The organism is Rhizobium leguminosarum (genome assembly GCF_002953715.1).
In the GTDB taxonomy this organism is placed as follows: Bacteria; Pseudomonadota; Alphaproteobacteria; order Rhizobiales; family Rhizobiaceae; genus Rhizobium; species Rhizobium leguminosarum_V.
Map to the genome: position 1 here is coordinate 4,504,395 of NZ_CP025012.1, position 26,644 is coordinate 4,531,038.

Genomic DNA, 26,644 nt, shown 5'->3' on the forward strand with positions numbered 1-26,644 from the left:
AGACTCCATATCCGGCAGGCGTTTCACGTGAAACCGTGCAGGCCTTTAGCTCCAAAGGTTTCACGTGAATCATTTGCCAATACAAAATTCGGAGAAGATTACCCCGAGCAGATGTTCGACATCCACCCTTCCGGTAATTCTGCCCAAATACTCAGCCGCAATTCGCAGCTGCTCGGTTCGCAGTTCAAGATTTACATCCGGCTGCGATATGGCCGCCTCGAGCGCTGCTAAACATTTCGTTAGCGAATCCTTATGCCGCTGCCGGCTGGGAATCGCCATAGACAGACCAGCGAAACGTCTCTCGACGATATTGCCGATCAACCGACGCAGTTCCGGCAGACCGACACCCGTCGCCGTCGAAATCTCCAGATCATACCGATCCGAGGCGATATCGATGAGATCCCTCTTTGTCCCGACAGTAACATGTGGAGAGGTCTGCTCCAAGTCATCGGGTATCAGAGGATTCGCCATGTCAACCAGCAGCAGAACAAGATCGGCATCGCGAAGCGCAATGCGCGCCCGCCGCACGCCTTCCATTTCGACACGGTCGTCCGCCTGCCGAAGTCCCGCAGTGTCATAGAGCTTAATGAGATAGCCATCAATATCGAGATCAACCTGCAGGACGTCGCGGGTGGTTCCGGCAATCTCCGTCACGATTGCGACATCGCGACGCGCCAAGGCGTTCAATAGGCTTGATTTCCCGGCGTTCGGAGCCCCGGCGATGACCACCTTGAAGCCGTCCCTGAGAATTTCACCGGCCGAAGCTGCGGCCAGGTGATGCTCGATATCGCTACGGAGCTTGCCCATATCGGCCCAGACCATATCCGATACTGACCCCGGAACGTCATCCTCGTCAGGGAAATCAAGTTCCGCCTCGATCAGCGCTCGGGCGCGCGTTAATCGTTCCGCCCACGAATCGTAAATAGCGGAAAGTCCGCCTGCGCTATGCTCGACCGCAAGGCGTCTCTGCATTTCGGTCTCGGCGCCAATGAGGTCGGCCAGCCCCTCCACCTCGACGAGATCAAGCTTGCCGTTCTCGAAAGCCCGGCGAGAGAACTCACCCTCGACCGCCATCCGAACACCTGGATTATCGCCAAGCGCGTGAAACAGCGCCGCCAGCACGGCTCTGCTGCCGTGGACCTGCAACTCGGCAACATCCTCGCCGGTAAACGAATTGGGAGCAGGAAAAAACAGCACCAGGCCGCTATCAATCGGCTGATTGTTACGAGTCCGAATCGTTCGGTAAGACACATGCCGGGCTGCCGGAACGGATCCGACGAGCATCACCAATATGTCTCTGGTCAGCGGGCCGCTGATTCGAACGACTGAAACACCCGAAGGCAGGGCACCGCTCGATAGTGCATATATGGTATCATTCAACATGGCCATATCGCCTGGTTGATCGGTTGGGATCGAAATCGATTCCTTCAAATAGAAAAGCTGGTGACATCATGACGATGTCCCCAGCTTTCATAGAACGAATCCGGCTAAAGATTATGTGTTCATCGATTCGAAGAAGTCCGAATTGTTCTTCGTCTGCTTGAGCTTGTCGATCAGGAATTCGACCGCATCGGTCGTGCCCATCGGAGCAAGGATGCGGCGGAGCACGAAGATCTTCTGCAGATCCTGGCGCGGAACCAGAAGGTCCTCCTTGCGTGTACCGGACTTCAGGATGTCCATGGCCGGGAAGATGCGCTTATCGGCGACCTTGCGATCGAGGACGATTTCCGAGTTGCCCGTGCCCTTGAATTCCTCGAAGATCACTTCGTCCATGCGGCTGCCGGTATCGATCAGCGCGGTCGCGATGATCGTCAAAGAGCCGCCTTCCTCGATGTTACGCGCCGCGCCGAAGAAGCGCTTCGGCCGCTGCAGAGCGTTGGCGTCCACACCGCCCGTCAGGACCTTGCCTGACGAGGGAACGACCGTGTTATAGGCACGGCCCAGGCGCGTGATCGAATCGAGCAGGATGACAACGTCGCGGCCGTGCTCGACAAGGCGCTTAGCCTTCTCGATGACCATCTCGGCGACCTGCACGTGACGCACGGCCGGTTCGTCGAAGGTCGAGGAGATAACCTCGCCACGAACCGAGCGCTGCATGTCGGTCACTTCTTCTGGGCGTTCATCGATCAGTAGGACGATCAGATAGCACTCCGGATGGTTGGCGGTGATCGAATGCGCAATGTTCTGCAGCAACACGGTTTTACCGGTACGCGGCGGTGCGACGATCAATCCACGCTGGCCCTTGCCGAGCGGCGCCACCAGATCGATCACACGCGGCGACAGATCCTTGGTGGTGGGAATATCCAGTTCCATCTTGAAGCGCTCGTTCGGATAGAGCGGCGTCAGATTGTCGAAATGAACCTTATGACGGATCTTTTCCGGATCGTCGAAATTGATGGTGTTGACCTTGAGCAGCGCGAAATAGCGCTCACCTTCCTTCGGCCCACGGATGGGGCCCTCGACCGTATCGCCCGTTTTCAGCGAGAAACGGCGGATTTGCGATGGGGAGATGTAAATATCGTCCGGGCCTGGCAGGTAGTTTGCATTGGGCGACCGCAGGAAGCCGAAACCGTCCTGCAGCACTTCGACGACGCCTTCGCCGATGATTTCGACATCCTGGCTGGCAAGCATCTTGAGGATCGCAAACATCAGCTCCTGCTTGCGCATCGTGCTTGCATTCTCGACCTCGAGCGATTCGGCAAATGCCAGCAGATCCGTCGGGGATTTACTCTTAAGTTCCTGAAGCTTCATTTCAGCCATGAAGTGACCAATACTCTTTTCAATTTCAAAGGGGAAAGGCGATGTTGGGTCGTATTCGGTACCGCGAAAGGGCTCGCAGACGACTGAACTCTACACACATGCCACGTAGATGAGATGCGCGGAAAATAGCGACTCGCAATCGCTGCCGCAAGAGGGCTGCTTAAAATGAAGCAAATTTAACCCAGAGGACGATTTTCCTCAGAACGGCTTCACCACGACGAGGATGACGATCACGATCATCAGCACTGTCGGCGCCTCGTTCATGAACCGCCAATAGCGCGCCGAGCGGCGATTTTCATCCCGCTCGAACGCTCCAACGGCGCGGCTGAAGAACATATGAACACCGGTCAACAGCACAACGAGACCGATCTTGGCATGCAGCCAGCCGCCCTGGAATCCATAGACCGACCAGGCGAGATAGAGGCCGAAAATCCACGTCAACATCATCGCCGGCGTCATGATGATTCGAAGTAGCCGGCGCTCCATCACCTTGAAGGTTTCCGATTGCACCGAGCCGGGCTCCGCGTCGGTGTGATAGATGAACAGCCGCGGCATGTAGAACAGCCCGGCCATCCAGGAAATGACCGCAATGATGTGCAGCGCCTTGATCCAGAGGTAGAGATTATCGGGGTTCCAGGCAAAAAGCCCGACCGCCATCAGTGCGAAGAATGCCAGCGCAAAATGAGCCCGGCGCCGGGCGTAAGCGCCAGATCTCCGATCGGTCTGTTTTTCCATCGTCACGCCCCGCCTCGTACGCGCCCACCTCGCACGTGATCGACCAGCAGACGCACATGCTCGGGGTCGGCCTGCGGCGTAATGCCATGACCGAGATTGAAAATCAGCGGACCATTGCCGAGGTGCTGCAGAATATCGTCGATGCCCTCTTCCAACGCCCGGCCGCCGGCAACGACGCGCATCGGATCGAGGTTGCCCTGAACCGGACCATCCTTTTGAAGTTCGGCTGCAAAGGCCAGCGGGACCGACCAGTCGAGGCCGATTGCATCCGCGCCCGTCTTCTGGCGATAGGTTTTCAGCTGGTAGCCGGCGCCCTTGGCAAAAGCGATGATACGCGTATGTGGCCGTTGCGATTTGACCGAAGCGATCATCCGCGCAACCGGCCTGATCGCAAACGCCTCGAACTCCTTCTCGCCGAGAACACCAGCCCACGAATCGAAGATCTGCACGGCATCGGCGCCGGCATCGATCTGGGCGACGAGATAATCGGCCGATACGTCGGCAAGCAGCATCAGCAGATGCTCGAAGGCGCGGGGATGCCTGTAGGCGAAAAGCCGGGCAGGGGCCTGATCCGGCGTGCCGTGACCGGCGATCATGTAGGTCGCAACCGTCCATGGCGCGCCGCAGAAGCCGAGCAGCGTCGTCTCGACTGGCAACTCGTCCCGCAGCCGCCGCACCGTCTCCAGAACCGGCCTGAGATAATCGACAACCTCTTCGCCATTCAATCTGCCGATCCCGGCTTCATCGATCGGATCCATCTCCGGACCATGGCCCTCGGTGAACCGGACATTCCGCTTCATTGCATCGGGAATGACCAGGATATCTGAAAACAGAATGGCGGCATCGAAGCCATAGCGGCGGATCGGCTGCAAAGTCACTTCGACGGCGTGGTCAGGCGTATAGCAGAGATCGAGAAAACTCCCTGCCTTTGCCCGCGTCTCCCGATATTCCGGGAGATAACGTCCTGCCTGTCTCATCAGCCAGAGAGGAGGAGGGGAGAGGCTCTCGCCACTCAAAACCCTCATGATCTTTCGCCGCGTATCGCTCAAGCGCTTCTTCCCTATAAAAAAACAAAGATCTTTTAAAAGGTTTCTATTTCTTAGAGTCGGTGACTATCAAGGATTAAAATCCATCCACCGCCGATGCCATTTGTCGCGCGGCTGCAAAAGAACATCGGAAAGATTTGTCCATCTTGTCCAAATTTCGGGGAGAAGCCGAATCCGAAAATGATTCCAAATCCTTCCAGCTCGGCAATTTTTCTCATAGCTGTGGATATGCTGTGGACGAGCTTTCAAGAAGCCTAGCCCTTCCCCGTCGTCCACAGGGTCAACCGAAACCGATCGGCAAAATCCGAAATGTGGATAAAGAGGCATGTTTTCCCTTGCCGGAGACTGCCTCGCCGCCGTAGCTCTGTTTCATCCAGTCTTTTCAACAGGCAGCGGAAAATAGCGTGGAGAACAGAACGAACTTCTTTCATCTGCATCTGATTTCTGACTCAACCGGAGAGACTCTGATCTCCGCCGGGCGTGCCGCGTCGGCGCAATTCAGATCGGCGCAGCCGATCGAGCATGTCTACCCGCTGATCCGCAATCGCAAGCAGCTGCTGCCGGTTCTGCAGGCGATCGATGACGCCCCCGGTATCGTGCTCTACACCATTGTCGACCGGGAGCTTGCAAGCCTGATCGATGAGCGCTGCATCGAGATGGGTGTCGCCTCGGTGAATGTGCTGGAGCCGGTGATGAATGCCTTCCAGATCTATCTCGGGGCCCCGTCGCGCCGTCGGGTTGGAGCCCAGCATGTGATGAATGCTGGCTACTTCGCGCGCATCGAAGCGCTGAATTTCACCATGGATCACGACGACGGTCAGATGCCCGACGATTACAACGACGCCGATGTCGTGATCATCGGCATCAGCCGTACGTCGAAAACACCGACCAGCATCTACCTCGCCAACCGAGGCATCAAGACGGCGAACATTCCCATCGTCTATGGCGTGCCATTGCCGGAGAGCCTCTTCGTCGCGAGCAAACCGCTGATCGTCTGTCTGATCGCCACCACCGACCGCATCTCCCAGGTGCGGGAAAATCGGGTGCTCGGGGTGACGCAGGGCTTCGACCGCGAACACTACACCGATCGCGCCGCGATTTCGGAGGAGCTGAAATATGCCCGCTCACTTTGCGCTCGTCATAACTGGCCGCTGATCGACGTCACCCGCCGCTCAATCGAGGAAACAGCCGCAGCAATCGTTGCCCTGCGTCCGAAGCTGCGCTAAGCGCTGACGAAAAGCCGGCACTCCGAGGAACACATGACGCCGAAACTCATCCTTGCATCGTCGAGCCCTTTTCGCCGGATGCTGATGGAAAATGCCGGTCTGGCCTTCGAGGCGCATGCCGCAAGGATCGATGAACGCGCCGTCGAAGCGCCGCTGGAAAGAGCCGGCGCTAAACCCGATGCCGTGGCCCTCGTTCTGGCCAGGGCCAAAGCCGAGGAAGTCAGCAGCCGTTTTCCGGATAGCCTGGTCATCGGTTCCGATCAAACGATGTCGCTCTGTGATCGCGTCTTCCATAAGCCGAAGGACATGGCCGACGCAGCTAGTCATCTTCAAGCCCTTTCGGGCGTAACCCACCGATTGAACAGCGCTGTCGTCATCGTCAGCGATGGCGTGGTCTTGTGGGAACATCTCGCCCATGCGGAGCTGACGATGCGGCCGTTGACGGCGGAGTTCATCACCAGACATCTGGCGCGGGTTGGCGAACGGGCGCTTTCCAGCGTCGGCGCCTATCAATTGGAGGGGCAGGGCATTCAGCTCTTCGAGAAAATCGAGGGTGACTATTTCACCATTCTCGGCCTGCCGATGCTGCCGCTCTTAAAAGAACTGCGAGAACTTGGAGCGATCGATGGGTGATTCACGTGAAACATTCGGGCCGAAAGCGTTTGTTACAGGCTTTCCCATCAAGCACTCGCGCTCGCCGTTGATCCACGGATATTGGCTGAAGACGCTCGGCCTGCCGGGCAGCTACCGCGCTCATGAAGTGGCACCCGAGGCCTTTGCCGATTTCATTCACTCGTTGAAGGACGGCAGTTCCGACTTTGCCGGAGGCAACGTCACCATTCCCCACAAGGAATTGGCGTTCCGGCTCGCCGACAAACCGGACGCGCTATCCCACGAGCTCGGCGCCGCGAACACGCTCTGGCTGGAGGATGGCGCTCTGCATGCGACGAATACCGACGGTCGCGGCTTCACCGCCAATCTCGACGAACGCCATCCGGGCTGGGACCGGCATGGCACGGCCGTCGTCTTTGGCGCCGGCGGCGCCAGTCGGGCGATCATCCAGGCGGTCCGTGATCGCGGTTTCAAGGAGATCCATGTCGTCAATCGTACCGTCGAACGCGCGCGAGAACTCGCGCATCGTTTTGGCCCGCGTGTTCAGGCCCATCCGGCCGGGGCGCTTGCCGAAGTGATGAAAGGTGCGGGCCTCTTCATCAATACCACCTCGCTCGGTATGGACGGCGAGGCGGCGCCGCAACTCGATTTCTCGCCGCTTGCAGCCGATGCCGTCGTCACCGACATCGTCTATGTACCCTTGAAGACGCCGATCCTGACACAGGCGGAAGAGCAAGGATTTCCCATCGTCGATGGTCTCGGCATGCTGCTGCATCAGGCCGTGCCGGGATTCGAGAGATGGTTCGGCCGGCGTCCCATCGTCGACGCAGCGCTGCGCGCGCTCATCATCGCGGATATGGAAGCACACTGATGCTAAAGATCGGTCTCACCGGCTCCATTGGAATGGGAAAATCAACGGCGGGAAAGCTCTTCGCCGATGCCGGAATCCCGGTGAACGATTCGGATGCCGTGGTCCACGATCTCTATGCGGGCGAGGCTGCACCCCTGGTGAATGCCGCCTTCCCCGGCACGATGAAGGATGGAGCCGTCGACCGACATGAACTTGGCCGCCAGCTTGCTCTTCATCCTGACAGCTTCAAACGCCTGGAAGCGATCGTCCATCCGCTGGTTCGCAAACGCGAGACGGAATTTCTGAAGCGACAGCGCGCCGCCGGCGCCGACATGGTATTGCTCGATATTCCATTACTTTTCGAAACTGGCGCCGAGGCAAGAGTGGATATCGTCGTCGTCGTCAGCACTGATCCACAGATTCAGCGCCAGAGGGTGCTTGCGCGCCCAGACATGACCGAGGAAAAATTCGACATGATTCTCTCACGCCAGACGCCGGACGCGGAAAAACGGCGGCGGGCCGATTATCTGATCGACACCAGTGACAGTATCGCGGCGACCAGGGAACGGGTGCTCGATATCGTCGCCGACCTGAAAACGCGGATTGCCAAGGGAGATTTCCGGAATGCGTGAAATCATCTTCGATACGGAAACCACCGGCCTCGACAACCGCGCCGACCGCATTATCGAAATCGGCGGCATCGAGCTCTTCAATCATTTCCCCACAGGCAACACGATCCACATCTTCATCAATCCTGGAGATCAGAAAGTTCATCCGGATGCGCTCGCCGTGCACGGCATCACCGATGAATTCCTGAAGGACAAGAAGCCTTTCGGGGAGATTGCCGAACAAATCCTTACCTTCTTCGGCGATGCGAAGTGGATTGCCCATAACGCCACCTTCGATATGGGCTTCATCAACGCGGAATTCGCGCGAATCGGTTTGCCGCCGATCCTGCCGGAAAGGGTGCTCGACACCTTGTCGATGGCGCGGCGCAAACACCCGATGGGACCGAATTCGCTCGATGCGCTCTGCCGGCGCTACGGCATCGATAACTCGCACCGCACCAAACACGGCGCGCTGCTCGACTCCGAATTGCTCGCCGAAGTCTATATCGAGATGATCGGTGGCAGACAGGCAGCCCTAGGCCTCGGCATGGCCGGCAAATCCAACCAGGCAGCTCGCGGTGACATGGGAGACGATGTGGTGATTGCCGCGGTGCTCGAGCGGCCCCGGCCGCTCGCCCCGCGCCTCAGCCAAATCGAGGAGCAGGCACATGAGGCGCTCGTCGCCAAGCTCGGTGAAAAAAGCGTCTGGGCGAAATACGCCAACCTCGATTAAACCGGTCCTCAATTGAAAATGCCCGGGACCAGCCCGGGCATCCGCATTTCAAACAAGAAAGAACCGGTCAGTTCGGAACGGCCTGAACCTTGGCGCGGGCCTGTTCTTCGGCAACGCGCTGAGCGAACATTTGCGTGAAGTCGATCGGGTCGATCATCAGCGGCGGGAAACCACCGTTGCGGGTGACGTCGGCGATGATCTGACGGGCGAAGGGGAAGAGCATGCGCGGGCACTCGATGAAGAGAACCGGCAGCATGTGTTCCTGCGGGAAACCGGCAACCCGGAAGACGCCGCCATAGGTGAGTTCGGTATGGAAAACCGTCTTGTCGCCGTCCTTGGCTTCGGCATTCAGCGACAGCACGACATCGAAATCCGTATCGGAAAGCGGGTTGGCGTTGACGTTCACATTGATGTTGATCGTCGGCGCCTTGTCGCGGGCCTGCAGTGAACGCGGCGCACCCGGATTTTCGAAGGAAAGATCCTTGGTATATTGCGCAAGGATCGAAAGGGTGGGGTTGGTCGCACCGTTGCTGTTGTTATCGTCTGCCATTGGCTTTTCCTCGAGGGGCATGGGAATGGTGCCGCCATCTAACATTTCAGGGAAGGGCTTACAACCCTGGGCGCTTGGCGCGGTTGATCAGCCGCAGTGCCTCAATCGCTAAGATGCTTGCCGGACCACGGCGAGTTGCGATCCGGCTCTCTATGATAGTCCTCTTCGTCGAGATCGACCACTTTCGAGTTCGGCTTGCGGTCGCGAAAATCGGGTTGCGGAGCGGAGGAAAAACTGCCCTTGGCATTGACGACGACGAAGCGTTTGGCGATCGCCCGCCAAACGAGATCGCGCACCGGCGGGATGAGAATGAGGATTGCGATGATATCCGTGAGGAAGCCGGGAATGATCAGGAGCAGCGAGGCGATGACGTTCATCGCCGGCCGCAGAAGGTCGCGGCCCGGCATTGCACCGTTTCGTCCTTCGCTCGACATGCGGCGCAAAATACCGATGCCCTGCCGGCGCAGCAGAACCACACCGATAACGAAACCCAGCATGAAGAGCGCGAGCGTCAGCCACAATCCGATAGCCCGGCCGACGACGACGAAACCGGCAATTTCGGCGAGTGGCAGCAGCAGAATGAAAGCTGGCAGGATCGAAAAACGCATCTCGGTCATGTCCCGGGCTCGCCGGTCTCCTCTTGGCGCTGGAGAAGATACCAGCCATCATTTGAATCATCTGTATAGGCAGACTATATGGGAGTACAAATCAGAGATGTTAACGGCGGCTGCGATACGATATGAGTTCGAACGACTTCATCACATTATTTTTCCTGGTGGCGGCTGTGCTGATTTTCTTTCAGCTCCGCTCCGTGCTCGGGCGCCGCACAGGAAACGAGAAGCCGCCGCGCGATCTCTATACGCCGCGGGATGCGGCTCCGGCCGAAGCCGCCGATGCCGGCAAGGTCGTGACGCTGCCGCGCCGCGATGCGACGACGGAGGACGAGGATCGCTTCGCCGCCATCGATGCTTTCGCGGCACCCGGAACGCCACTCAACGAATCGCTGCGCGCGCTGAACAAGGCCGATCCCGCCTTCAGCCCGAAGGAGTTTCTGAACGGCGCCCGCATGGCTTACGAAATGATCGTCATGGCCTATGCCGATGGCGACCGGAAAACCCTGAAGAACTTGCTGTCCCGCGAAGTCTATGACGGGTTCGATACGGCGATCGGCGAGCGCGAAGCCCGGGGCGAGAAGGTGAAGTCCACCTTCGTCGGCATCGACAAGGCCGAAATCACCCATGCGGAAACGAAGGGCAGCGAAGCACAGATCACCGTGCGCATCGTCAGCCAGCTGATATCGGCCACCTACGACAAGGCGGATGTGCTGATCGAAGGCGACGCCGAAAACGTCGCCGAGGTCAACGACCTCTGGACCTTCGCCCGCGACACTCGTTCGCGCGATCCGAACTGGAAACTCGTGGCGACCGAATCGGAACATGAGTGACCACGCATCGGACTTCGTCCTGCAGGCCATAAGCTTCGACACTCTGGAAGGCTGGAAGGATGATGATCCCTCCGGCCTTTTTGAAGTCATGCGAAGCTGCCGGCGGCAGATCACCGATGTCAAACCTTACCGCACCGGATCGCTTGGCCTGAGCTCGGAAGACTTGCTTCCGCTTCTCGCCGCCGCCGAAGATTTCACGCCGTCATCTCCGGCATTGGCACGCGCCTTTTTCGAGACGCACTGTCGGCCTTTTCTGATCCGCCGCAAGGATGGCAATTCCGGCTTCGTCACCGCCTTCTACGAACCTGATATCGACGTGTCGGAGCGGCCGGACGAAATTTTCCGTTTTCCTTTCTACCGGCGCCCGGACGATCTGATCGATCTCGACGACGCCAATCGTCCCGTCGAGCTCGACAAGGCCTATGTTTTCGGCCGTCTGCATGACGGCCGCGTCGCAGCCTATCCGGACCGCCGCGCCATCGATCAGGGTTTTCTCGAAGGCCGCGGCCTCGAAATTGCCTGGGCGAAGTCGAAGGTCGATGTCTTCTTCGTGCATGTGCAGGGTGCTGCCCGCCTGCGTTATAAGGATGGTCGTATCGGCCGCATCACCTATGCGGCGAAGGCCGGCCATGCTTTCTCGGCGATCGGCAAGCTGCTGATCGAGCGGGGGGAGATCGACCGGGCGGAGATTTCGATGCAGGCGATCCGTGCCTGGCTGGCGCGCAATCCCGAGCGCGTCGACGAGGTGTTATGGCATAACCGCTCTTATATTTTTTTCCGTGAAGCGCCGGTTGCCGATCCGCAGGCAGGTCCGATCGCGGCCGCCAAGGTGCCGCTTCTCGCCGGGCGGTCGCTTGCGGTCGACCGGATGATCCATTCCTTCGGCTTTCCGTTTTTCATTCACGCCGAAAGCCTCACCCATCTCAACCAGGGCCGGCCGTTCAGTCGGCTGATGCTGGCGCTCGATACCGGCTCGGCAATCGTCGGGCCGGCGCGGGGTGATATCTTCACCGGTTCGGGAGATATGGCCGGAGAAAGTGCCGGCACCGTCCGCAATGACGCCGATTTCGCCATCCTCATTCCCAATGCCGCCGCCGGAAGATTCGACTGATGGCCAGGGATCGCAAGCTGAGCGCGGATGAGAGGATCCTCTGGGGCAAGGTTGCCCGCAGCACGCGGCCGATGCCCGGCAAGGCGGGGGCATTGACCGAACTCGATGCCTTTCTTGCCGAAGCCGAAGCGGCGGCTGAACGGGAACAGGAAAAGCAGACGCCTGCCACACTGATGCCGCCGCAGCCGACCGCACCGTCAACGGCGAAGCCATCGGCCGGGATACATCATCCGTTGGAAAAGCCGGTCAAGCGCAAGATCGCCAAGGGCCGGCTGGCGCTTGAAGCGCGGATCGACCTGCACGGTCTGGTGCAGAGCCAGGCTCATGCCATCCTTCTCGATTTCCTGATCCGCGCCCACGAGCGCGGCATGCGCCATGTGCTCGTGATCACGGGCAAGGGCAGCTCGATGGGCAGCGAGGGCGCGCTGAAGCGGGCCGTGCCTCTCTGGTTTTCGAAACCGGAATTTCGCTACCTCATCTCCTCCTATGAGCCGGCCGCACAGCATCATGGCGGTGAGGGCGCGCTCTACATTCGCCTGTCGCGACGGCATGGGGAAAGGCCATGACACCCTTTGGTGAGGCCGTTCGCAGGCTGAGAGCGCGCAAGGGCGTCTCGCAGAAGGAGATGGCGGAAGCGCTGAATGTCTCTCCCGCCTATCTCTCGGCGCTCGAACATGGAAAGCGTGGTTTGCCGACATTCGATCTGCTGCAGCGCATCGCCGGCTATTTCAATATCATCTGGGATGAGGCCGAGGAACTGTTCCTGCTCGCCCGCTCGTCCGACCCGCGCGTCGTGATCGACACCTCCGGTCTGCCCCCCGAATATACCGAATTTGCCAACCGGCTGGCCCGGCGGATTCGCAACCTTGACAGTGCGGAGATAGGCCGGCTATCGGCTCTTCTCGAAAATGGCGGCAAAGGCGACGGAAAAGCGTCATAATCCCCTGTTTTATGCCTTGTTTTAGGGGCTTGCCATTGGGAACTGGGTTCAAAAAACCTATATACGAGAGTGAAGAAAGCCGGTGATTCGCAAGGCGCGCCGCAGCTTTACGACAACAGGGAAAATCTCGACAGAATGAGCGATACATCCGCGACGGAAAACGGCGTAAGCACCGAATATGGCGCAGATTCCATCAAGGTTCTGAAGGGCCTCGATGCCGTGCGCAAACGCCCCGGCATGTATATCGGCGATACCGACGATGGCTCCGGCCTTCATCACATGGTCTATGAAGTCGTCGACAACGCGATCGACGAAGCGCTTGCCGGCCATGCCGACATCGTCACCGTCACTCTCAATCCGGATGGCTCGGTGACCGTCACCGACAATGGTCGCGGTATCCCGACGGACATTCACACCGGTGAAGGCGTGTCGGCTGCCGAAGTCATCATGACGCAGCTTCATGCCGGCGGCAAGTTCGACCAGAATTCCTACAAGGTCTCCGGCGGCCTGCACGGTGTCGGCGTCTCCGTCGTCAACGCGCTGTCCGTCTGGCTGAAGCTGAAGATCCGCCGTCACGACAAGATCCATGAAATGAGCTTCACCCATGGCGTGGCCGATGCTCCGCTAAAGGTTACGGGCGACGCGCCGAATGAAACCGGCACGGAAGTGAGCTTCATGCCGAGCACCGGCACCTTCACCATGACGGAGTTCGACTACGGCACGCTGGAGCATCGCCTTCGCGAACTCGCCTTCCTGAATTCAGGCGTCCGCATCCTGCTGACCGACAAGCGCCATTCCGATATCAGGCAGGAAGAGCTGCGTTATGACGGCGGCCTCGAGGCTTTCGTCGCCTATCTGGACCGCGCCAAGAAGTCGCTCGTCGACAAGCCGGTTGCCATCCGCGGCGAAAAGGACGGCATCACCGTCGAAGTCGCGATGTGGTGGAACGACAGCTATCATGAGAACGTGCTGTGCTTCACCAACAACATTCCCCAGCGCGACGGCGGCACGCATATGGCCGGCTTCCGCGCGGCGCTGACGCGCCAGGTCGTTTCCTATGCCGACAGTTCCGGCATCACCAAAAGGGAAAAGGTGACGTTGCAGGGCGAAGATTGCCGCGAAGGCCTAACGGCGGTTCTGTCGGTGAAGGTGCCGGATCCGAAATTCTCCTCGCAGACCAAGGATAAGCTCGTTTCCTCGGAAGTCCGTCCTGTTGTCGAAAGTCTCGTCAACGAGGCGCTGAACACCTGGTTCGAAGAACATCCGAGCGAAGCCAAGATTCTTGTCGGCAAGGTCGTCGAGGCAGCCGCCGCACGCGAAGCGGCCCGCAAGGCCCGCGAGTTGACCCGCCGCAAGGGCGCACTCGATATCGCTTCGCTGCCGGGCAAGCTCGCTGACTGCTCCGAGCGTGATCCGACAAAATCCGAAGTCTTCCTCGTCGAGGGCGATTCTGCCGGCGGTTCGGCCAAGCAGGGCCGCTCGCGCGAAAATCAGGCGATCCTGCCGCTGCGCGGCAAGATCCTGAACGTCGAACGCGCCCGTTTCGACAAGATGCTGTCGAGCCAGGAAATCGGCACATTGATCACCGCGCTCGGCACCGGCATCGGCAAGGACGAGTTCAATGTCGAAAAGCTGCGCTACCACAAGATCATCATCATGACGGACGCTGACGTCGACGGCGCCCATATTCGCACCCTGCTGCTGACCTTCTTTTTCCGCCAGATGCCGCAACTGATCGAGCGCGGTCATCTCTATATCGCCCAGCCGCCGCTCTATAAGGTCTCGCGCGGCAAGTCGGTGCAGTATCTGAAGGATGAGAAGGCCCTCGAAGAATATCTCATCAGCCAGGGCCTGGAAGATGCTTCGCTGAGACTCGGTAGCGGCGAGGTTCGCGCCGGCCAGGATCTACGCGAGGTCATCCTCGATGCTTTGCGCATGCGCGCGCTCCTCGACAATCTCCATTCGCGCTACAATCGTTCCGCCGTCGAACAAGCGGCGATTGCCGGCGCCCTCAACGCCGAGCTCGCCAGCGACCCGGCCAGAGCGCTGGCGCTGGCAAACGAAGTGGCTGCACGCCTCGACATCATCGCCGAGGAAACCGAGCGCGGCTGGCGGGGCGATGTGACAACCGATGGCGGTCTGCGCCTTGAGCGCATGGTCCGCGGCGTCAGGGAAATGGTCGTGCTCGACATGGCGCTGATCGGTTCCTCGGATGCCCGTCACATCGACCAGCTGACGGCACGCCTCAAGGAAATCTATCAGACGCCGCCGTCTCTGCATCGCCGCGAAGGCGACGTCGAAATCTCTGGCCCGCGCGCCCTGCTCGACGCGATCTTCGCAAGCGGCCGCAAGGGCCTCACCATGCAGCGCTACAAGGGTCTTGGCGAGATGAATGCCGAGCAGCTCTGGGAAACGACGCTCGATCCGAACGTGCGCTCGCTGCTGCAGGTCAGGGTCAATGATGCCACCGATGCCGACGGCCTGTTTGCTCGACTGATGGGCGATGAAGTCGAGCCGCGGCGCGAATTCATCCAGGAGAATGCGCTGAGCGTTGCAAACCTCGATATCTAATTGTTATTTCAGAAATAAATGGCCCCGCTATCCCTAAGATGGCGGGGCTTTCGTTTGCGCGATATCTGCTTGGCCTTTGGCTTCGCTCAATTCGCGACAAAGCGGCCGTTGAAGGCGACCTCGGAGAGCGGCTTGCGTTGGCTGGGGAATTCCCGCGCCTGATTGCGTTCGGAAAGAACGCTCTTGTTGGCCAGGCGGCCGACGGCGATGCCTGCTTCGACCCGGTATCCCTCGGGAATGGCGCAAGCCTGCCTGATCTCTTCATGCTTGATGCCACCCATGCCATGGGCGTAAAAGCCGGAGAGGCGCGCCTGGATCGCCAGATGCCCCCATGCCGCACCGGCATCGAAGGAATGGGTGTAGCTCGGCTTTTCCTCAGCCGAGCCGGCAGCCCCGGTGAAGGCGCGCGACACGACGAAAATCAGCGCCGATGCACTCCTGGCCCATTCCTGATTGGAATCGTTGAGCAAGGCGACAAATTTTTCCCAATGCTCCGAACCCTTGAGGCCATAGATGAAGCGCCAGGGCTGATGGTTGGCCGAGGACGGCGCCCAATGGGCGGCGTCGAGCAGACCGAGCAGCTGCGCTTCCTCGATGATTTCGCCGGTGAAGGCGCGCGGCGACCAGCGGTCGAGAAACATCGGATCGACCGGATATTCGGATTCGCGGTGATTGCTCTTCGTCATGCTTGTTCCAGGGTTTGGGGCAGAAAATTTGGATCGGGGGCTGGGCTTAGTCCGTCCAGACGATGTCGAGTTCTTCGCGGAAGGCGAAGCGCTTCAGATGATCGTCGATGACGTGCTGCATCCTTTCCTGTTGCGAGGGATCGGCGACGGAAAGTGTCATGGTCAGCGCCGCATCGTCGGCCGCAAACGTCACCTCGGCCGTATCGCTGAACGGCACCCGGCCCTTCAGAGCATCAAAATCGACGCTGAACTTGTGGCTCCAGTGTTTGCAGAGCTGCTGCAGGTAGCGGCTTGCATGTTCGGTCCGCACGACGGCCTTCGAGAGATGCATTTCGAACTCCACGTCATTTTGTATAGCAGAGACATATTTCCTGCTTCACCGGCTTGGCAAGCGCAGCATCGTCGCAGTTTGGGTGTACAGACTGTCTCCATAAAAGCGGCCTCACGCCGGCGTCGAAGCAGGATAATCAACCGTTTAGTCAATCGTTCGGGGAGTTGCGCATGCTGGTGAACGGAAAATGGACGGAAGACTGGCAGCCCGTCCAGGCAAAGGACGAGAAGGGCGGCTTTGTCCGTCAGACCTCCAGTTTTCGCAATTGGGTAACCCCGGATGGCAGCGCCGGGCCGACCGGCGAAGGCGGCTTTGCAGCCAGCGCCGGCCGTTACCATCTTTATGTCGCCTATATCTGCCCCTGGGCCTCGCGCACCCTGATCGGCCGCAAGCTCAAGGGCCTGGAAGGCGTCATCTCGATTTCGGTCGTCGAGCCGCTGCTGGGCAAGCAGGGCTGGCGCTTCGGTGATTATCCCGGCGCGACGGAAGATCACGTCAACGGCGTAACCTATATGCATGAAATCTATACCAGGGCGGCACCGGATTTCACCGGCCGGGCCACCGTGCCGGTTCTCTGGGACAAGCAGAGAAAGACCATCGTCAACAATGAATCCGCCGATATCCTGCGCATGCTGAACGGCGGCTTTGGCGCCCTGGCAAAAAATCCGATCGATCTTTACCCGGCGGAGAGGCGCACCGAGATCGATGCTTTCAACGACCGCATCTATCCTGATCTCAACAATGGCGTCTACCGCGCCGGTTTCGCCACCACGCAGATCGCCTACGAAGAAGCCTTTGCCGATGTCTTTTCCTGCCTCGACTGGGTCGAGCAGCAGTTCGAGGGCCGGTCTTTTCTCTTCGCCGATCATCCCACCGAGAGCGATATCCGGCTTTTCGTGACGCTGGTGCGCTTCGACGTCGCCTATCACGGCATCTTCAAATGCAATCTGCGCCGGCTTTCCGACTATGCCAAGCTGCGCGCCTTCTGCCGCCGCATGCTGGATTGGCCGGGCATCGCCGAAACGGTGAACCTCGATCACATCAAGCGCGGCTACTATTCGATCGAAAGCCTCAATCCGACAAAGATCGTTCCCGTCGGCCCTGATCTGGCGGAAATTTTTAGAGCATGATGCCGAAAGATGCGGGCGGTTTTCGGCAGAAATCACCCAAATCGCGGCAAAGCCGTACCGCTTCCCGGCAAAGCCGTAATGACACCGATGAATAATTCGTTCATAGGTGGTCGCAAATCGTTTTTCGATGAGGAGGAAACCCATGAAGCTGATGCGTGTTGGCGAAGCAGGCAGTGAAAAACCCGCGTTTCTCGATGCCGATGGCAAGATCCGCGATCTCTCCGGTCATGTCGCCGATATCGGCGGCGAAGCGATCACACCGGCAGGCCTTGCGAAGATAGCAGCCATCGATCCGAAGAGCCTTCCGGAACTTTCCGCCGGCCGCATCGGCGCCTGCGTCGCGGGCACTGGCAAGTTCATCTGCATCGGCTTGAATTATTCGGATCATGCCGCCGAAACCGGCGCGACCGTGCCGCCCGAGCCGATCATCTTCATGAAAGCAACATCCGCAATCGTTGGGCCGAACGACAATGTCATCATTCCCCGCGGTTCGGAAAAGACCGATTGGGAAGTCGAGCTCGGCGTCGTCATCGGCAAAACCGCCAAATATGTGACGGAAGCCGAAGCGCTGGATTATGTCGCCGGTTATTGCGTCTCCAATGACGTTTCCGAGCGCGCTTTCCAGACCGAGCGGTCCGGGCAATGGACCAAGGGCAAATCTTGTGACACCTTTGGCCCGATCGGCCCCTGGCTCGTAACCAAGGATGAAATTCCGCAACCGCAGAACCTCGGCATGTGGCTGACGGTCAACGGCCAGAAGATGCAGAACGGCTCATCGAAGACGATGGTTTACGGGGTTGCGTTCCTGGTCTCCTATCTCAGCCAGTTCATGTCGCTGCATCCCGGTGACGTGATCTCGACCGGCACGCCTCCCGGCGTCGGCATGGGCCTCAAGCCGCCGCGTTATCTCAAGGCCGGCGACGTGGTCGAACTCGGTATCGAAGGTCTCGGCACGCAGAAGCAGACCTTCATAGCGGATCGTTAACGACGCTTCCTCTTGAGAAACTTAAGTTTTCAGGTCGATAATGATGCCGGAGGTCAATTCTGCGGCATTTCTTGTGTCGGTCTGGTTCGTCCATGTTGCTGTGCAACAGAAACCTGTTAGTCTGCGTTACGTGCCCGCATTACGAAAAGAGTCGATGCCTCTCAATCGGCGTCATCTTTTCGATAGAGAAAGGTGGCGCCTTCCAATGTTTTATCAGCTTTATGAATTGAACCATGCCGCCATGGCGCCGTTTCGCGCCGCGGCCGATATCATGCGATTTGCCTATGCCAATCCGCTGAACCCGTTCTCCCACACGCCGTTCGGCCGGACGATGGCGGCAAGCCTCGAAATGTTCGAACGCACGACGCGCCGCTACGGCAAGCCGGAATTCGGACTGAAGCAGACCACGATCGGTGACCGGACGGTGTCCGTCCGCGAAGAGGTCGTCTGGTCGCGACCCTTCTGCAATCTCTTGCATTTCGCGCGCAGTGTTCCAGCCGCCCGCGGCAATGATCCGCGCATCCTGATCGTCGCGCCGATGTCCGGCCACTATGCCACGCTGCTGCGCGGCACGGTCGAGGCGCTGCTGCCGAGTGCCGATATCTACATCACCGACTGGATCGACGCCCGCATGGTGCCGATGACGGAAGGCACGTTCGATTTCGACGATTACGTCGACTACGTCATCGAGATGCTGCATTTCCTCGGTCACGACACGCATGTCATCGCCGTCTGTCAGCCTTCCGTTCCGGTGCTGGCAGCCGCTGCCGTGATGGAAGAAGCTAGGGACCCGCTTTCGCCGGCGTCGATGGCGCTGATGGGCGGCCCGATCGACACGCGCATCAACCCGACGGCGGTCAACAAGCTCGCCCAGGAGCGATCGCTGCAGTGGTTCTCTGACAATGTCATCATGAACGTGCCCTGGCCGCAGCCGGGCTTCATGCGCCCGGTCTATCCGGGATTCCTGCAGCTCTCGGGCTTCATGTCGATGAATCTTGATCGCCACCTCGTCGCCCACAAGGAATTCTTCATGCATCTCGTGAAGAACGACGGCGAGCCGGAAAAACATCGCGATTTCTACGACGAATATCTCGCCGTCATGGATCTGACTGCCGAATTCTATCTGCAGACGGTGGAGGAGGTCTTCATCAAGCATTCACTGCCGAAGGGCGAACTGATGCATCGCGGCAAACGCGTTGATCCGGCGGCGATTCGCAATGTGGCGCTTCTGACCGTTGAAGGCGAGAACGACGATATCTCCGGGGTCGGCCAGACAAAGGCGGCGCAGACCATCTGCGTGAACATTCCCGAAGATATGCGCATGCACTATCTTCAGCCGGATGTCGGCCATTATGGTGTTTTCAATGGTTCGCGGTTCCGCCGCGAGATCGCGCCGCGCATTATCGATTTCGTCCGCCAGCATTCGCGTTCTGCCGTTAAGCCACCGGTCCCGCGTGTCATCAAGGGCGGTCGGGCGGGCTGAATCAGGGATAGCTGAATTAGAAAAACGGATTCAAGGCCTTGTCCGATTTCGCGGGCAATCGTCTTGAAGGCGGTTATTGCGGTAACCACATCGATTTCAGCGTTCGGTATTCTGCCGGGCGCGGAAAGCGAGGGATACCCGCACGATGAACCAGTCAGCATTGCTTCGACCGGATTGGACTCCGGCTACCATTGCCCTGATGATTCTCGGCTTCATGGTTTTCTGGCCTCTGGGTCTTGCCATGCTTGCCTACATCATCTTCGGCGACCGTCTGCGCGGCTTCAAGCGTGACGTCAACCAGGCGACCGATGGCTTCTTTGCCTCCTGCCGCCGCCCGCATGGCCGTCACCGCCCGCATTTTTCGACCGGCAACGTCGCCTTTGACGACTGGCGTAAGGCCGAACTCGACCGGATGGAGGAAGAGCGCCGCAAGCTTGACGAAATGCGCGAGGAATTCGACTCTTATCTGCGCGAACTCCGCCGCGCCAAGGATCAGGAAGAGTTCGATCGTTTTATGCGCGACCGCAGGAACGCCAAGCGCGATGACAATGGCCCGGTCGCTGAATACCAGACACCGTAAACGCCTGAACGATGAATTGATGACCGGCATCTCGCGATGCCGGTTTTTCCATGTCCGCCCTTCCGGCGATCATTTAGATTTGCCGGCGAATCGTATAGAAAACACGCATGTTCTCGCTTCTGAAAACAAGGTCGAAGGCGCGAAAGCCGGCTCCGCCCGAAATGCGGACGCTCGACGTCGCTGGCCGGCTCATGCCGCTGACGATCAAGCAGCATGACCGGGCGACACGCATCACGCTGCGCATCGAACCGGGTGGCCGCGCCTTGAAGATGACGGTGCCGAAAGGCCTTGCGACGCGTGAGGTCAATGCCTTCCTCGATCGTCACCAGGGCTGGCTGCTCACCAAGCTTGCCAAGTTTTCGACCGATGCCGGCCTGCGTGACGGCGGCGAAATCCTCCTTCGCGGCGTTTCCCATCGCATCCGGCATAGCGGCAGCTTGCGCGGGCTGACGGAGGCGGTTTCCATGGATGGCATGCCGGTATTGCGCGTCAGCGGCATGCCGGAACATGTCGGACGGCGCATTGCAGCCTTTCTCAAGAAGGAGGCGCGCGCCGATCTCGCAAGACTGGCGACGATGCATGCCGCAACGATCCGGGCGCCGATCCGCTCGATCTCGATGAAGGATACCCGCAGCCGGTGGGGCTCGTGCTCGTCTGAGGGAAATCTGAGCTTTTCCTGGCGTATCGTCATGGCGCCGCCTTCGGTGATCGATTATCTCGCCGCCCATGAGGTCGCCCATCTCAAGGAAATGAACCACGGCCCGCACTTCTGGGCCCTCTGCCGTAAACTTTGCCCCGGTATGGAGGAGGCGAAGTCCTGGCTCAAGCGGCATGGCAGCCAGCTGCATGCCATCGATTTCGACTAGCGCGTAACCCCGAAAATCGGAATCGATTTTTCGAAAAGGATTATGCGCAGATTTAAAGTGATAGAGTGTCACTAGCATGCCCTTTGGACGAGCGGCGCTCTGGCCGAGAGCCGCGCTAAATTCAATGCCCGTCGCAAATTGGCTCGACTCTTTCCGCATTTCGTGCCACTTCGCTGCCATGAGACCGGATATCAAGATCTGTGGCTTGAAGACGCCCGACGCTGTCGATCGCGCGCTGAAACGCGGCGCGACCCATATCGGTTTTATCTTCTTCGAAAAGAGCCCGCGTTACATCGAGCCGGACCTGGCGGCAAAACTTGCCGAACCTGCGCGTGGCAAGGCAAAAATCGTTGCCGTCGTCGTCGATCCGACCAATGACGAACTCGACGAGATCGTATCGTTGTTGAAGCCGGATATGCTCCAGCTTCACGGCAACGAGAGCCCCGAACATGTGCTGACCATAAAGGCGGTGTATGGTCTGCCTGTGATGAAAGTCTTTTCGGTACGCACGGCAGACGACTTGAAGCGGGTCGAGGCCTATATCGGCATCGCCGACCGTTTCCTCTTCGACGCCAAAGCGCCGAAGGGTTCGGAACTGCCTGGCGGCAACGGTATTTCCTTCGATTGGAGCCTTCTCAGCTGGCTTGACGGCAGCGTCGACTACATGCTTTCCGGCGGGCTGAACAAGGACAATGTCGCAGAAGCGCTTTTCATCACCAAGGCACCGGGCATCGACGTCTCCTCGGGAGTCGAAACTGCGCCTGGCGTGAAAAGCGTCGCGAAGATCGATGAATTTTTTGACGCGGTCGAAAAGGCGAATGCGCCGATGATGGCCTCAGGGGGTTGAGAGTGAACGAGACGCCTAAACCGAATTCCTTCCGTTCCGGCCCCGACGAAGATGGCCGTTTCGGCATTTATGGCGGTCGTTTCGTCGCCGAAACATTGATGCCGCTGATCCTTGATCTGCAGGACGAGTGGAACAGGGCAAAGAACGATCCGGCATTCCAGGCCGAATTGAAGCATCTCGGCGCGCATTATATCGGCCGCCCGAGCCCGCTCTATTTCGCCGAGCGGCTGACGGCTGAACTCGGCGGCGCGAAGATCTATTTCAAGCGCGAGGAATTGAACCACACCGGCTCGCACAAGATCAACAACTGCATCGGCCAGATCCTGCTCGCCAAGCGCATGGGCAAGACCCGCATCATCGCCGAAACCGGTGCAGGTCAGCACGGCGTCGCCTCCGCGACCGTTGCCGCCCGCTTTGGCCTTCCCTGCGTCGTCTATATGGGCGCCACTGACGTCGAGCGTCAGGCGCCGAACGTTTTCCGCATGAAGCTGCTCGGCGCGGAGGTCAAACCGGTCACGGCAGGCAGCGGCACGCTGAAGGACGCCATGAACGAGGCGCTTCGCGACTGGGTCACCAATGTCGAGGATACCTACTACCTGATTGGAACGGCAGCCGGTCCGCATCCCTATCCGGAGATGGTCCGCGATTTCCAGTCGGTGATCGGTATCGAAGCGAAAGAGCAGATGCTGGCAGCCGAAGGCCGTCTTCCGGATCTGGTCATCGCTGCCGTCGGCGGCGGCTCGAACGCCATCGGCATTTTCCATCCTTTCCTGGATGATCCCTCGGTCAAGATCGTCGGCGTCGAAGCCGGCGGCAAGGGTCTGCAGGGCGACGAACATTGCGCCTCGATCACCGCCGGTTCGCCGGGCGTGCTGCACGGCAACCGCACCTACCTGCTGCAGGATGGTGACGGTCAGATCAAGGAAGGCCATTCGATTTCGGCCGGCCTCGATTATCCCGGCATCGGCCCCGAACATTCCTGGCTGAACGATACCGGCCGCGTCGACTATGTGCCGATCATGGATCACGAAGCGCTCGAGGCTTTCCAGACCCTGACCCGCCTCGAAGGCATCATCCCGGCGCTCGAGCCCTCGCATGCCATTGCCGAGGTGATCAAACGCGCACCGACGATGGGCAAGGATGAGATCATCCTGATGAACCTCTCTGGCCGCGGCGACAAGGATATCTTCACCGTCGGCAAGATTCTGGGAATGGGACTGTAAGACATGACCGCACGCATGGACAAACGCTTTGCCGAGCTGAAGGCCGAGGGCCGTCCGGCGCTTGTGACCTATTTCATGGGCGGCGATCCTGATTATGACACCTCGCTCGGCATCATGAAGGCGCTGCCGGAGGCGGGCTCCGACATCATCGAGCTCGGCATGCCTTTTTCTGATCCGATGGCCGACGGCCCGGCGATCCAGCTGGCCGGCCAGCGCGCCCTGAAAGGCGGCCAGACGCTGAAGAAGACGCTGCAGCTGGCGGCCGATTTCCGAAAGACGAACGATGCAACGCCGATCGTGATGATGGGTTACTACAACCCGATCTATATTTATGGCGTCGAAAAATTCCTCGACGACGCGCTCGCCGCCGGCATCGACGGCCTGATCGTCGTCGACCTGCCGCCCGAGATGGATGACGAACTCTGCATTCCGGCCATCCGCAAAGGCATCAATTTCATCCGCCTGGCGACGCCCACGACCGATGAGAAGCGCCTGCCGAAGGTACTGAAGAACACCTCCGGCTTCGTCTACTACGTCTCCATGAACGGCATCACCGGTTCGGCGCTGCCCGATCCGTCGCTGGTTTCGGGCGCGGTCGAGCGCATCAAGCAGCACACGGACCTGCCCGTCTGCGTCGGCTTTGGCGTCAAGACGGCGGAACATGCAAAGGTCATCGGCGGTTCGGCCGACGGCGTCGTCGTCGGCACCGCGATCGTCAATCAGGTCGCGACCAGCTTGACGAATGACGGAAAGGCAACGGCGGACACGGTTCAGGCCGTTGCCACGCTGGTGCGCGGCCTTTCCACGGGAACACGTTCGGCGCGCCTTGTTGCTGCCGAATAGTTTGCCCACATTGGCACTAAAGCATGTCGCGCAAAGGTGTGCAGCGGTTTTGCGGCAACGACATGCGGGAAACCAAAGACCTAAAAGCGTGGCAGGCAAATCTGAAAGATCGCGACGCGCTTTAGTCAATCAGGAGTATTCGAGTTGAACTGGATCACCAACTACGTTCGCCCGCGGATCAATTCCATGCTGGGCCGTCGCGAAGTGCCGGAGAACCTCTGGATCAAGTGCCCGGAAACGGGCGAGATGGTCTTCCACAAGGACCTGGAAGGCAACAAATGGGTCATTCCGGCGTCCGGTTATCACATGAAGATGCCGGCCAAGGCCCGCCTGGCCGATCTTTTCGACAATGCCGAGTTCGAATCGCTGCCGCAGCCGAAGGTCGCGCAGGACCCGCTGAAGTTCCGCGATTCGAAGAAGTATAGCGATCGCCTGCGCGACAGCCGCCTGAAGACCGAACAGGAGGATACGATCCTCGCCGGTGTCGGAAAGGTGCAGGGACTGAAACTCGTGGCCGTCGTGCATGAATTCAACTTTATCGGTGGTTCGCTCGGCATGGCCGCCGGTGAGGCGATCGTCAAGGCTTTCGAGCGTGCGACGTCTGAAAAGTGCCCGCTGGTGATGTTCCCCGCTTCCGGCGGGGCGCGCATGCAGGAAGGCATCCTGTCGCTGATGCAGTTGCCGCGCACGACGGTTGCCGTCGACATGCTGAAGGAATCCGGCCAGCCCTATATCGTCGTGCTGACCAATCCGACGACCGGTGGCGTCACGGCCTCCTATGCCATGCTTGGCGATATTCATCTGGCAGAACCCGGCGCCGAAATCGGCTTTGCCGGCAAGCGTGTGATCGAGCAGACGTTGCGTGAAAAACTGCCCGAAGGCTTCCAGACCTCCGAATATCTGCTGGAGCATGGTATGGTCGATATGGTCGTCAAACGTCACGATATCCCGGAAACGCTGGCGCGCCTCTTGAAGATCTTGACGAAGAAGCCGGTTTCTGCGGCGAACGACATGAATGGCGGCGCGATCGCTCTGGCGGCGAGCGCCTGATAACCGACAAGCAGGCGGGGTGCCGAATTGATACCCAGAGGCCAAACCGCGGTGAGTGAGGCAGCACAGGAGATCGACAAGCTCATGGGATTGCATCCCAAGGGTTTTGATCTGTCTCTCGATCGCATCACCCGTCTTCTCGATGTGCTCGGCAATCCGCACAGGAAACTGCCGCCGGTGATCCATGTCGCCGGCACCAACGGCAAGGGGTCGGTCACCGCCTTCTGCCGCGCCCTGCTCGAAGCCGGCGGCTACAGCGCTCACGTCCACACCTCACCGCACCTCGTCAATTGGCACGAGCGTTATCGCATTGGCGTCAAGGGCGGACGCGGACAGCTTGTGGATGACGCCGTCTTTGCCGAGGCCGTGCGTCGCGTGGCCGATGCCAATGCAGGACAGCACATCACCGTCTTCGAAATCCTGACGGCGGTCACCTTCATCCTGTTTTCCGAACATCCGGCCGATGCCTCGATCATCGAAGTCGGTCTCGGCGGCCGGTTCGACGCCACGAATGTCATTTCCGATCCGGCCGTCTCGGTCATCATGCCGATTTCGCTGGATCACCAGCCCTATCTCGGCGACAGGGTCGAGCTGATCGCGGCCGAAAAGGCCGGTATCATGAAGCCGGGATTTCCTGTTGTCATCGGCCATCAGGAATATGACGCAGCACTCGACGTGCTGATGTCGACGGCCGAGCGGCTGCATTGCCCGAGCGCCGTCTTCGGGCAGGATTTCATGGCGCATGAGGAATATGGCCGGCTCGTCTACCAGGACGAATTCGGTCTTGCCGACCTGCCGCTGCCGCGCCTTCCCGGCCGGCATCAATATGCCAATGCCGCCGCCGCCATTCGTGCCGTCAAGGCGGCGGGTTTCACGGTCACCGAGACGATGATGGAAAAGGCGATGAGTTCGGTTGAATGGCCGGGCCGGCTGCAGCGTCTGAGCGAGGGCCGGCTGCTGTCGCATGCGCCCGCCGGCGCCGAGATCTGGATCGATGGCGGACATAATCCGGGTGCAGGCGAGGTGATCGCCGAAGCCATGGCCAATTTCGAGGAGCGCCAGTCTCGGCCGCTTTTTCTGATTACCGGCATGATCAACACCAAAGATCCGGTCGGCTATTTCAAGGCCTTTACCGGCTTGGTCGAAAAGGTTTTCTGCGTGCCGATCCGCGGCAGCGAGGCGATGATCGACCCAGTGATATTGTCGAATGCCGCTTATGATGCCGGTTTGGTTGCCGAACCGATGTTGACGGTAGGCGATGCGCTGGAAGCAATAAAAGCCGTTCTCGATCCAGAGGCTTTGCCGCCGCGCATCTTGGTCGGCGGCTCTCTCTATCTCGTCGGCGATGTCCTTGCCGACAACGGCACGCCCCCGAAATAAAGGCTGCAAAATGAAAAAAGCCCGGTCGAACCGGGCTTTTTTCATTGTGATACA

28 protein-coding genes are annotated in these 26,644 nt (G+C 59.4%); 20 read left to right on the forward strand and 8 right to left on the reverse strand.

The window, feature by feature from the left end; genetic code table 11:
- Positions 1-69: 69 nt before the first annotated feature.
- The 4 genes from mnmE to hemE all read right to left on the reverse strand — a co-directional run bounded on the left by mnmE (position 70) and on the right by hemE (position 4,544).
- Positions 70-1,389 (reverse strand): tRNA uridine-5-carboxymethylaminomethyl(34) synthesis GTPase MnmE, encoded by a 1,320-nt coding sequence (mnmE, locus tag CUJ84_RS22290; RefSeq protein ID WP_105007770.1) that lies wholly within the window; start codon positions 1,387-1,389, stop codon positions 70-72.
- A 105-nt stretch (positions 1,390-1,494) separates the two neighbouring features.
- Entirely contained in the window at positions 1,495-2,760 is a 1,266-nt protein-coding gene (rho, locus tag CUJ84_RS22295) for a transcription termination factor Rho (RefSeq protein ID WP_020052216.1), read from the reverse strand.
- 198 nt (positions 2,761-2,958) lie between these two features.
- Positions 2,959-3,495, reverse strand: a complete 537-nt coding sequence (gene hemJ, locus CUJ84_RS22300; RefSeq protein WP_105007771.1) for a protoporphyrinogen oxidase HemJ — start codon at positions 3,493-3,495, stop codon at positions 2,959-2,961.
- Positions 3,496-3,497: 2 nt separating this feature from the next.
- Entirely contained in the window at positions 3,498-4,544 is a 1,047-nt protein-coding gene (hemE, locus tag CUJ84_RS22305) for a uroporphyrinogen decarboxylase (RefSeq protein ID WP_105007772.1), read from the reverse strand.
- Positions 4,545-4,945: 401 nt separating this feature from the next.
- On the opposite strand from hemE, the gene CUJ84_RS22315 reads away from it, so the two are divergent.
- From CUJ84_RS22315 to dnaQ, 5 genes are read left to right on the forward strand one after another with little or no spacing between them, the layout of a single operon-like run.
- Positions 4,946-5,767, forward strand: coding sequence for a pyruvate, water dikinase regulatory protein (locus tag CUJ84_RS22315; protein WP_011649834.1), 822 nt, complete (start codon positions 4,946-4,948; stop codon positions 5,765-5,767).
- A 33-nt stretch (positions 5,768-5,800) separates the two neighbouring features.
- Entirely contained in the window at positions 5,801-6,400 is a 600-nt protein-coding gene (locus tag CUJ84_RS22320) for a Maf-like protein (RefSeq protein ID WP_105007773.1), read from the forward strand.
- Positions 6,393-7,250: a shikimate dehydrogenase gene (locus CUJ84_RS22325; protein ID WP_105007774.1), complete on the forward strand. Its 858-nt coding sequence runs from the start codon at positions 6,393-6,395 to the stop codon at positions 7,248-7,250. The genes CUJ84_RS22320 and CUJ84_RS22325 overlap by 8 nt, the downstream gene beginning before the upstream one ends.
- The gene (gene coaE, locus CUJ84_RS22330) at positions 7,250-7,861 is read left to right on the forward strand and encodes a dephospho-CoA kinase (RefSeq protein ID WP_105007775.1); all 612 of its coding nucleotides are present in this window, start codon (positions 7,250-7,252) and stop codon (positions 7,859-7,861) included. The genes CUJ84_RS22325 and coaE overlap by 1 nt, the downstream gene beginning before the upstream one ends.
- Positions 7,854-8,570, forward strand: coding sequence for a DNA polymerase III subunit epsilon (dnaQ, locus tag CUJ84_RS22335; protein WP_105007776.1), 717 nt, complete (start codon positions 7,854-7,856; stop codon positions 8,568-8,570). Before coaE ends, dnaQ begins: the two co-directional genes overlap by 8 nt.
- A 67-nt stretch (positions 8,571-8,637) precedes the next feature.
- On the opposite strand, the gene secB is transcribed toward dnaQ, so the two are convergent.
- A complete protein-coding gene (secB, locus tag CUJ84_RS22340; protein WP_017995590.1) occupies positions 8,638-9,120 on the reverse strand; it encodes a protein-export chaperone SecB in 483 nt (160 codons plus the stop codon).
- Positions 9,121-9,221: 101 nt separating this feature from the next.
- Entirely contained in the window at positions 9,222-9,728 is a 507-nt protein-coding gene (locus CUJ84_RS22345) for an FxsA family protein (RefSeq protein ID WP_105008277.1), read from the reverse strand.
- Positions 9,729-9,859: 131 nt separating this feature from the next.
- On the opposite strand from CUJ84_RS22345, the gene CUJ84_RS22350 reads away from it, so the two are divergent.
- The 5 genes from CUJ84_RS22350 to gyrB all read left to right on the forward strand — a co-directional run bounded on the left by CUJ84_RS22350 (position 9,860) and on the right by gyrB (position 15,186).
- The gene (locus CUJ84_RS22350; protein ID WP_105007777.1) at positions 9,860-10,564 is read left to right on the forward strand and encodes a Tim44/TimA family putative adaptor protein; all 705 of its coding nucleotides are present in this window, start codon (positions 9,860-9,862) and stop codon (positions 10,562-10,564) included.
- On the forward strand, positions 10,557-11,675 hold the full coding sequence (mltA, locus tag CUJ84_RS22355) for a murein transglycosylase A (protein ID WP_105007778.1): 1,119 nt from the start codon (positions 10,557-10,559) through the stop codon (positions 11,673-11,675). Before CUJ84_RS22350 ends, mltA begins: the two co-directional genes overlap by 8 nt.
- Positions 11,675-12,241, forward strand: coding sequence for a Smr/MutS family protein (locus CUJ84_RS22360; RefSeq protein ID WP_027682325.1), 567 nt, complete (start codon positions 11,675-11,677; stop codon positions 12,239-12,241). Before mltA ends, CUJ84_RS22360 begins: the two co-directional genes overlap by 1 nt.
- On the forward strand, positions 12,238-12,615 hold the full coding sequence (locus CUJ84_RS22365) for a helix-turn-helix domain-containing protein (protein ID WP_003544097.1): 378 nt from the start codon (positions 12,238-12,240) through the stop codon (positions 12,613-12,615). The genes CUJ84_RS22360 and CUJ84_RS22365 overlap by 4 nt, the downstream gene beginning before the upstream one ends.
- Positions 12,616-12,750: 135 nt before the next feature.
- A complete protein-coding gene (gene gyrB / locus CUJ84_RS22370) occupies positions 12,751-15,186 on the forward strand; it encodes a DNA topoisomerase (ATP-hydrolyzing) subunit B (RefSeq protein WP_105008278.1) in 2,436 nt (811 codons plus the stop codon).
- An 86-nt stretch (positions 15,187-15,272) separates the two neighbouring features.
- Here the strand turns inward: gyrB and CUJ84_RS22375 are convergent, their stop codons facing one another.
- Both CUJ84_RS22375 and CUJ84_RS22380 read right to left on the reverse strand, forming a co-directional pair.
- Entirely contained in the window at positions 15,273-15,872 is a 600-nt protein-coding gene (locus CUJ84_RS22375; RefSeq protein WP_105007779.1) for a nitroreductase family protein, read from the reverse strand.
- A 46-nt stretch (positions 15,873-15,918) separates the two neighbouring features.
- Positions 15,919-16,203 carry a DUF2218 domain-containing protein gene (locus CUJ84_RS22380; RefSeq protein ID WP_105008279.1) on the reverse strand — a complete coding sequence of 95 codons (285 nt, stop codon included), beginning with the start codon at positions 16,201-16,203 and terminating at the stop codon, positions 15,919-15,921.
- Positions 16,204-16,373: 170 nt separating this feature from the next.
- Between CUJ84_RS22380 and CUJ84_RS22385 the strand changes: the two genes are divergently transcribed.
- The 10 genes from CUJ84_RS22385 (at position 16,374) to CUJ84_RS22430 (ending at position 26,590) form a co-directional block, all read left to right on the forward strand.
- On the forward strand, positions 16,374-17,333 hold the full coding sequence (locus CUJ84_RS22385) for a glutathione S-transferase family protein (RefSeq protein WP_105007780.1): 960 nt from the start codon (positions 16,374-16,376) through the stop codon (positions 17,331-17,333).
- A 142-nt stretch (positions 17,334-17,475) separates the two neighbouring features.
- A complete protein-coding gene (locus CUJ84_RS22390; protein WP_105007781.1) occupies positions 17,476-18,318 on the forward strand; it encodes a fumarylacetoacetate hydrolase family protein in 843 nt (280 codons plus the stop codon).
- Between the two features lie 205 nt (positions 18,319-18,523).
- Complete coding sequence (locus tag CUJ84_RS22395; protein WP_105007782.1) at positions 18,524-19,801, forward strand: polyhydroxyalkanoate depolymerase; 1,278 nt, start codon at positions 18,524-18,526, stop codon at positions 19,799-19,801.
- 145 nt (positions 19,802-19,946) lie between these two features.
- Complete coding sequence (locus CUJ84_RS22400) at positions 19,947-20,381, forward strand: DUF2852 domain-containing protein (protein ID WP_017962639.1); 435 nt, start codon at positions 19,947-19,949, stop codon at positions 20,379-20,381.
- 107 nt (positions 20,382-20,488) lie between these two features.
- Complete coding sequence (locus CUJ84_RS22405; RefSeq protein ID WP_105007783.1) at positions 20,489-21,247, forward strand: M48 family metallopeptidase; 759 nt, start codon at positions 20,489-20,491, stop codon at positions 21,245-21,247.
- A gap of 178 nt (positions 21,248-21,425) precedes the next feature.
- On the forward strand, positions 21,426-22,094 hold the full coding sequence (locus tag CUJ84_RS22410) for a phosphoribosylanthranilate isomerase (protein WP_105008280.1): 669 nt from the start codon (positions 21,426-21,428) through the stop codon (positions 22,092-22,094).
- A 2-nt stretch (positions 22,095-22,096) separates the two neighbouring features.
- Positions 22,097-23,317: a tryptophan synthase subunit beta gene (gene trpB, locus CUJ84_RS22415; RefSeq protein WP_003544114.1), complete on the forward strand. Its 1,221-nt coding sequence runs from the start codon at positions 22,097-22,099 to the stop codon at positions 23,315-23,317.
- 3 nt (positions 23,318-23,320) lie between these two features.
- Positions 23,321-24,160 (forward strand): tryptophan synthase subunit alpha, encoded by an 840-nt coding sequence (gene trpA / locus CUJ84_RS22420; RefSeq protein WP_105007784.1) that lies wholly within the window; start codon positions 23,321-23,323, stop codon positions 24,158-24,160.
- A 144-nt stretch (positions 24,161-24,304) separates the two neighbouring features.
- The gene (gene accD, locus CUJ84_RS22425) at positions 24,305-25,210 is read left to right on the forward strand and encodes an acetyl-CoA carboxylase, carboxyltransferase subunit beta (protein WP_105007785.1); all 906 of its coding nucleotides are present in this window, start codon (positions 24,305-24,307) and stop codon (positions 25,208-25,210) included.
- A 27-nt stretch (positions 25,211-25,237) separates the two neighbouring features.
- Entirely contained in the window at positions 25,238-26,590 is a 1,353-nt protein-coding gene (locus tag CUJ84_RS22430; RefSeq protein ID WP_199788748.1) for a bifunctional folylpolyglutamate synthase/dihydrofolate synthase, read from the forward strand.
- Positions 26,591-26,644 lie beyond the last annotated feature (54 nt).

What these genes read in the sequence shown, in the direction of transcription:
- mnmE (WP_105007770.1), bottom strand. Translation starts at nt 1,389, where the DNA reads ATGGCCATGTTGAATGATACCATATATGCACTATCGAGCGGTGCCCTG.
- rho (WP_020052216.1), bottom strand. Translation starts at nt 2,760, where the DNA reads ATGGCTGAAATGAAGCTTCAGGAACTTAAGAGTAAATCCCCGACGGAT.
- hemJ (WP_105007771.1), bottom strand. Translation starts at nt 3,495, where the DNA reads ATGGAAAAACAGACCGATCGGAGATCTGGCGCTTACGCCCGGCGCCGG.
- CUJ84_RS22320 (WP_105007773.1), top strand. Translation starts at nt 5,801, where the DNA reads ATGACGCCGAAACTCATCCTTGCATCGTCGAGCCCTTTTCGCCGGATG.
- CUJ84_RS22325 (WP_105007774.1), top strand. Translation starts at nt 6,393, where the DNA reads ATGGGTGATTCACGTGAAACATTCGGGCCGAAAGCGTTTGTTACAGGC.
- coaE (WP_105007775.1), top strand. Translation starts at nt 7,250, where the DNA reads ATGCTAAAGATCGGTCTCACCGGCTCCATTGGAATGGGAAAATCAACG.
- dnaQ (WP_105007776.1), top strand. Translation starts at nt 7,854, where the DNA reads ATGCGTGAAATCATCTTCGATACGGAAACCACCGGCCTCGACAACCGC.
- secB (WP_017995590.1), bottom strand. Translation starts at nt 9,120, where the DNA reads ATGGCAGACGATAACAACAGCAACGGTGCGACCAACCCCACCCTTTCG.
- CUJ84_RS22345 (WP_105008277.1), bottom strand. Translation starts at nt 9,728, where the DNA reads ATGCGTTTTTCGATCCTGCCAGCTTTCATTCTGCTGCTGCCACTCGCC.
- CUJ84_RS22350 (WP_105007777.1), top strand. Translation starts at nt 9,860, where the DNA reads ATGAGTTCGAACGACTTCATCACATTATTTTTCCTGGTGGCGGCTGTG.
- mltA (WP_105007778.1), top strand. Translation starts at nt 10,557, where the DNA reads ATGAGTGACCACGCATCGGACTTCGTCCTGCAGGCCATAAGCTTCGAC.
- CUJ84_RS22360 (WP_027682325.1), top strand. Translation starts at nt 11,675, where the DNA reads ATGGCCAGGGATCGCAAGCTGAGCGCGGATGAGAGGATCCTCTGGGGC.
- CUJ84_RS22365 (WP_003544097.1), top strand. Translation starts at nt 12,238, where the DNA reads ATGACACCCTTTGGTGAGGCCGTTCGCAGGCTGAGAGCGCGCAAGGGC.
- gyrB (WP_105008278.1), top strand. Translation starts at nt 12,751, where the DNA reads ATGAGCGATACATCCGCGACGGAAAACGGCGTAAGCACCGAATATGGC.
- CUJ84_RS22375 (WP_105007779.1), bottom strand. Translation starts at nt 15,872, where the DNA reads ATGACGAAGAGCAATCACCGCGAATCCGAATATCCGGTCGATCCGATG.
- CUJ84_RS22380 (WP_105008279.1), bottom strand. Translation starts at nt 16,203, where the DNA reads ATGCATCTCTCGAAGGCCGTCGTGCGGACCGAACATGCAAGCCGCTAC.
- CUJ84_RS22385 (WP_105007780.1), top strand. Translation starts at nt 16,374, where the DNA reads ATGCTGGTGAACGGAAAATGGACGGAAGACTGGCAGCCCGTCCAGGCA.
- CUJ84_RS22390 (WP_105007781.1), top strand. Translation starts at nt 17,476, where the DNA reads ATGAAGCTGATGCGTGTTGGCGAAGCAGGCAGTGAAAAACCCGCGTTT.
- CUJ84_RS22395 (WP_105007782.1), top strand. Translation starts at nt 18,524, where the DNA reads ATGTTTTATCAGCTTTATGAATTGAACCATGCCGCCATGGCGCCGTTT.
- CUJ84_RS22400 (WP_017962639.1), top strand. Translation starts at nt 19,947, where the DNA reads ATGAACCAGTCAGCATTGCTTCGACCGGATTGGACTCCGGCTACCATT.
- CUJ84_RS22405 (WP_105007783.1), top strand. Translation starts at nt 20,489, where the DNA reads ATGTTCTCGCTTCTGAAAACAAGGTCGAAGGCGCGAAAGCCGGCTCCG.
- CUJ84_RS22410 (WP_105008280.1), top strand. Translation starts at nt 21,426, where the DNA reads ATGAGACCGGATATCAAGATCTGTGGCTTGAAGACGCCCGACGCTGTC.
- trpA (WP_105007784.1), top strand. Translation starts at nt 23,321, where the DNA reads ATGACCGCACGCATGGACAAACGCTTTGCCGAGCTGAAGGCCGAGGGC.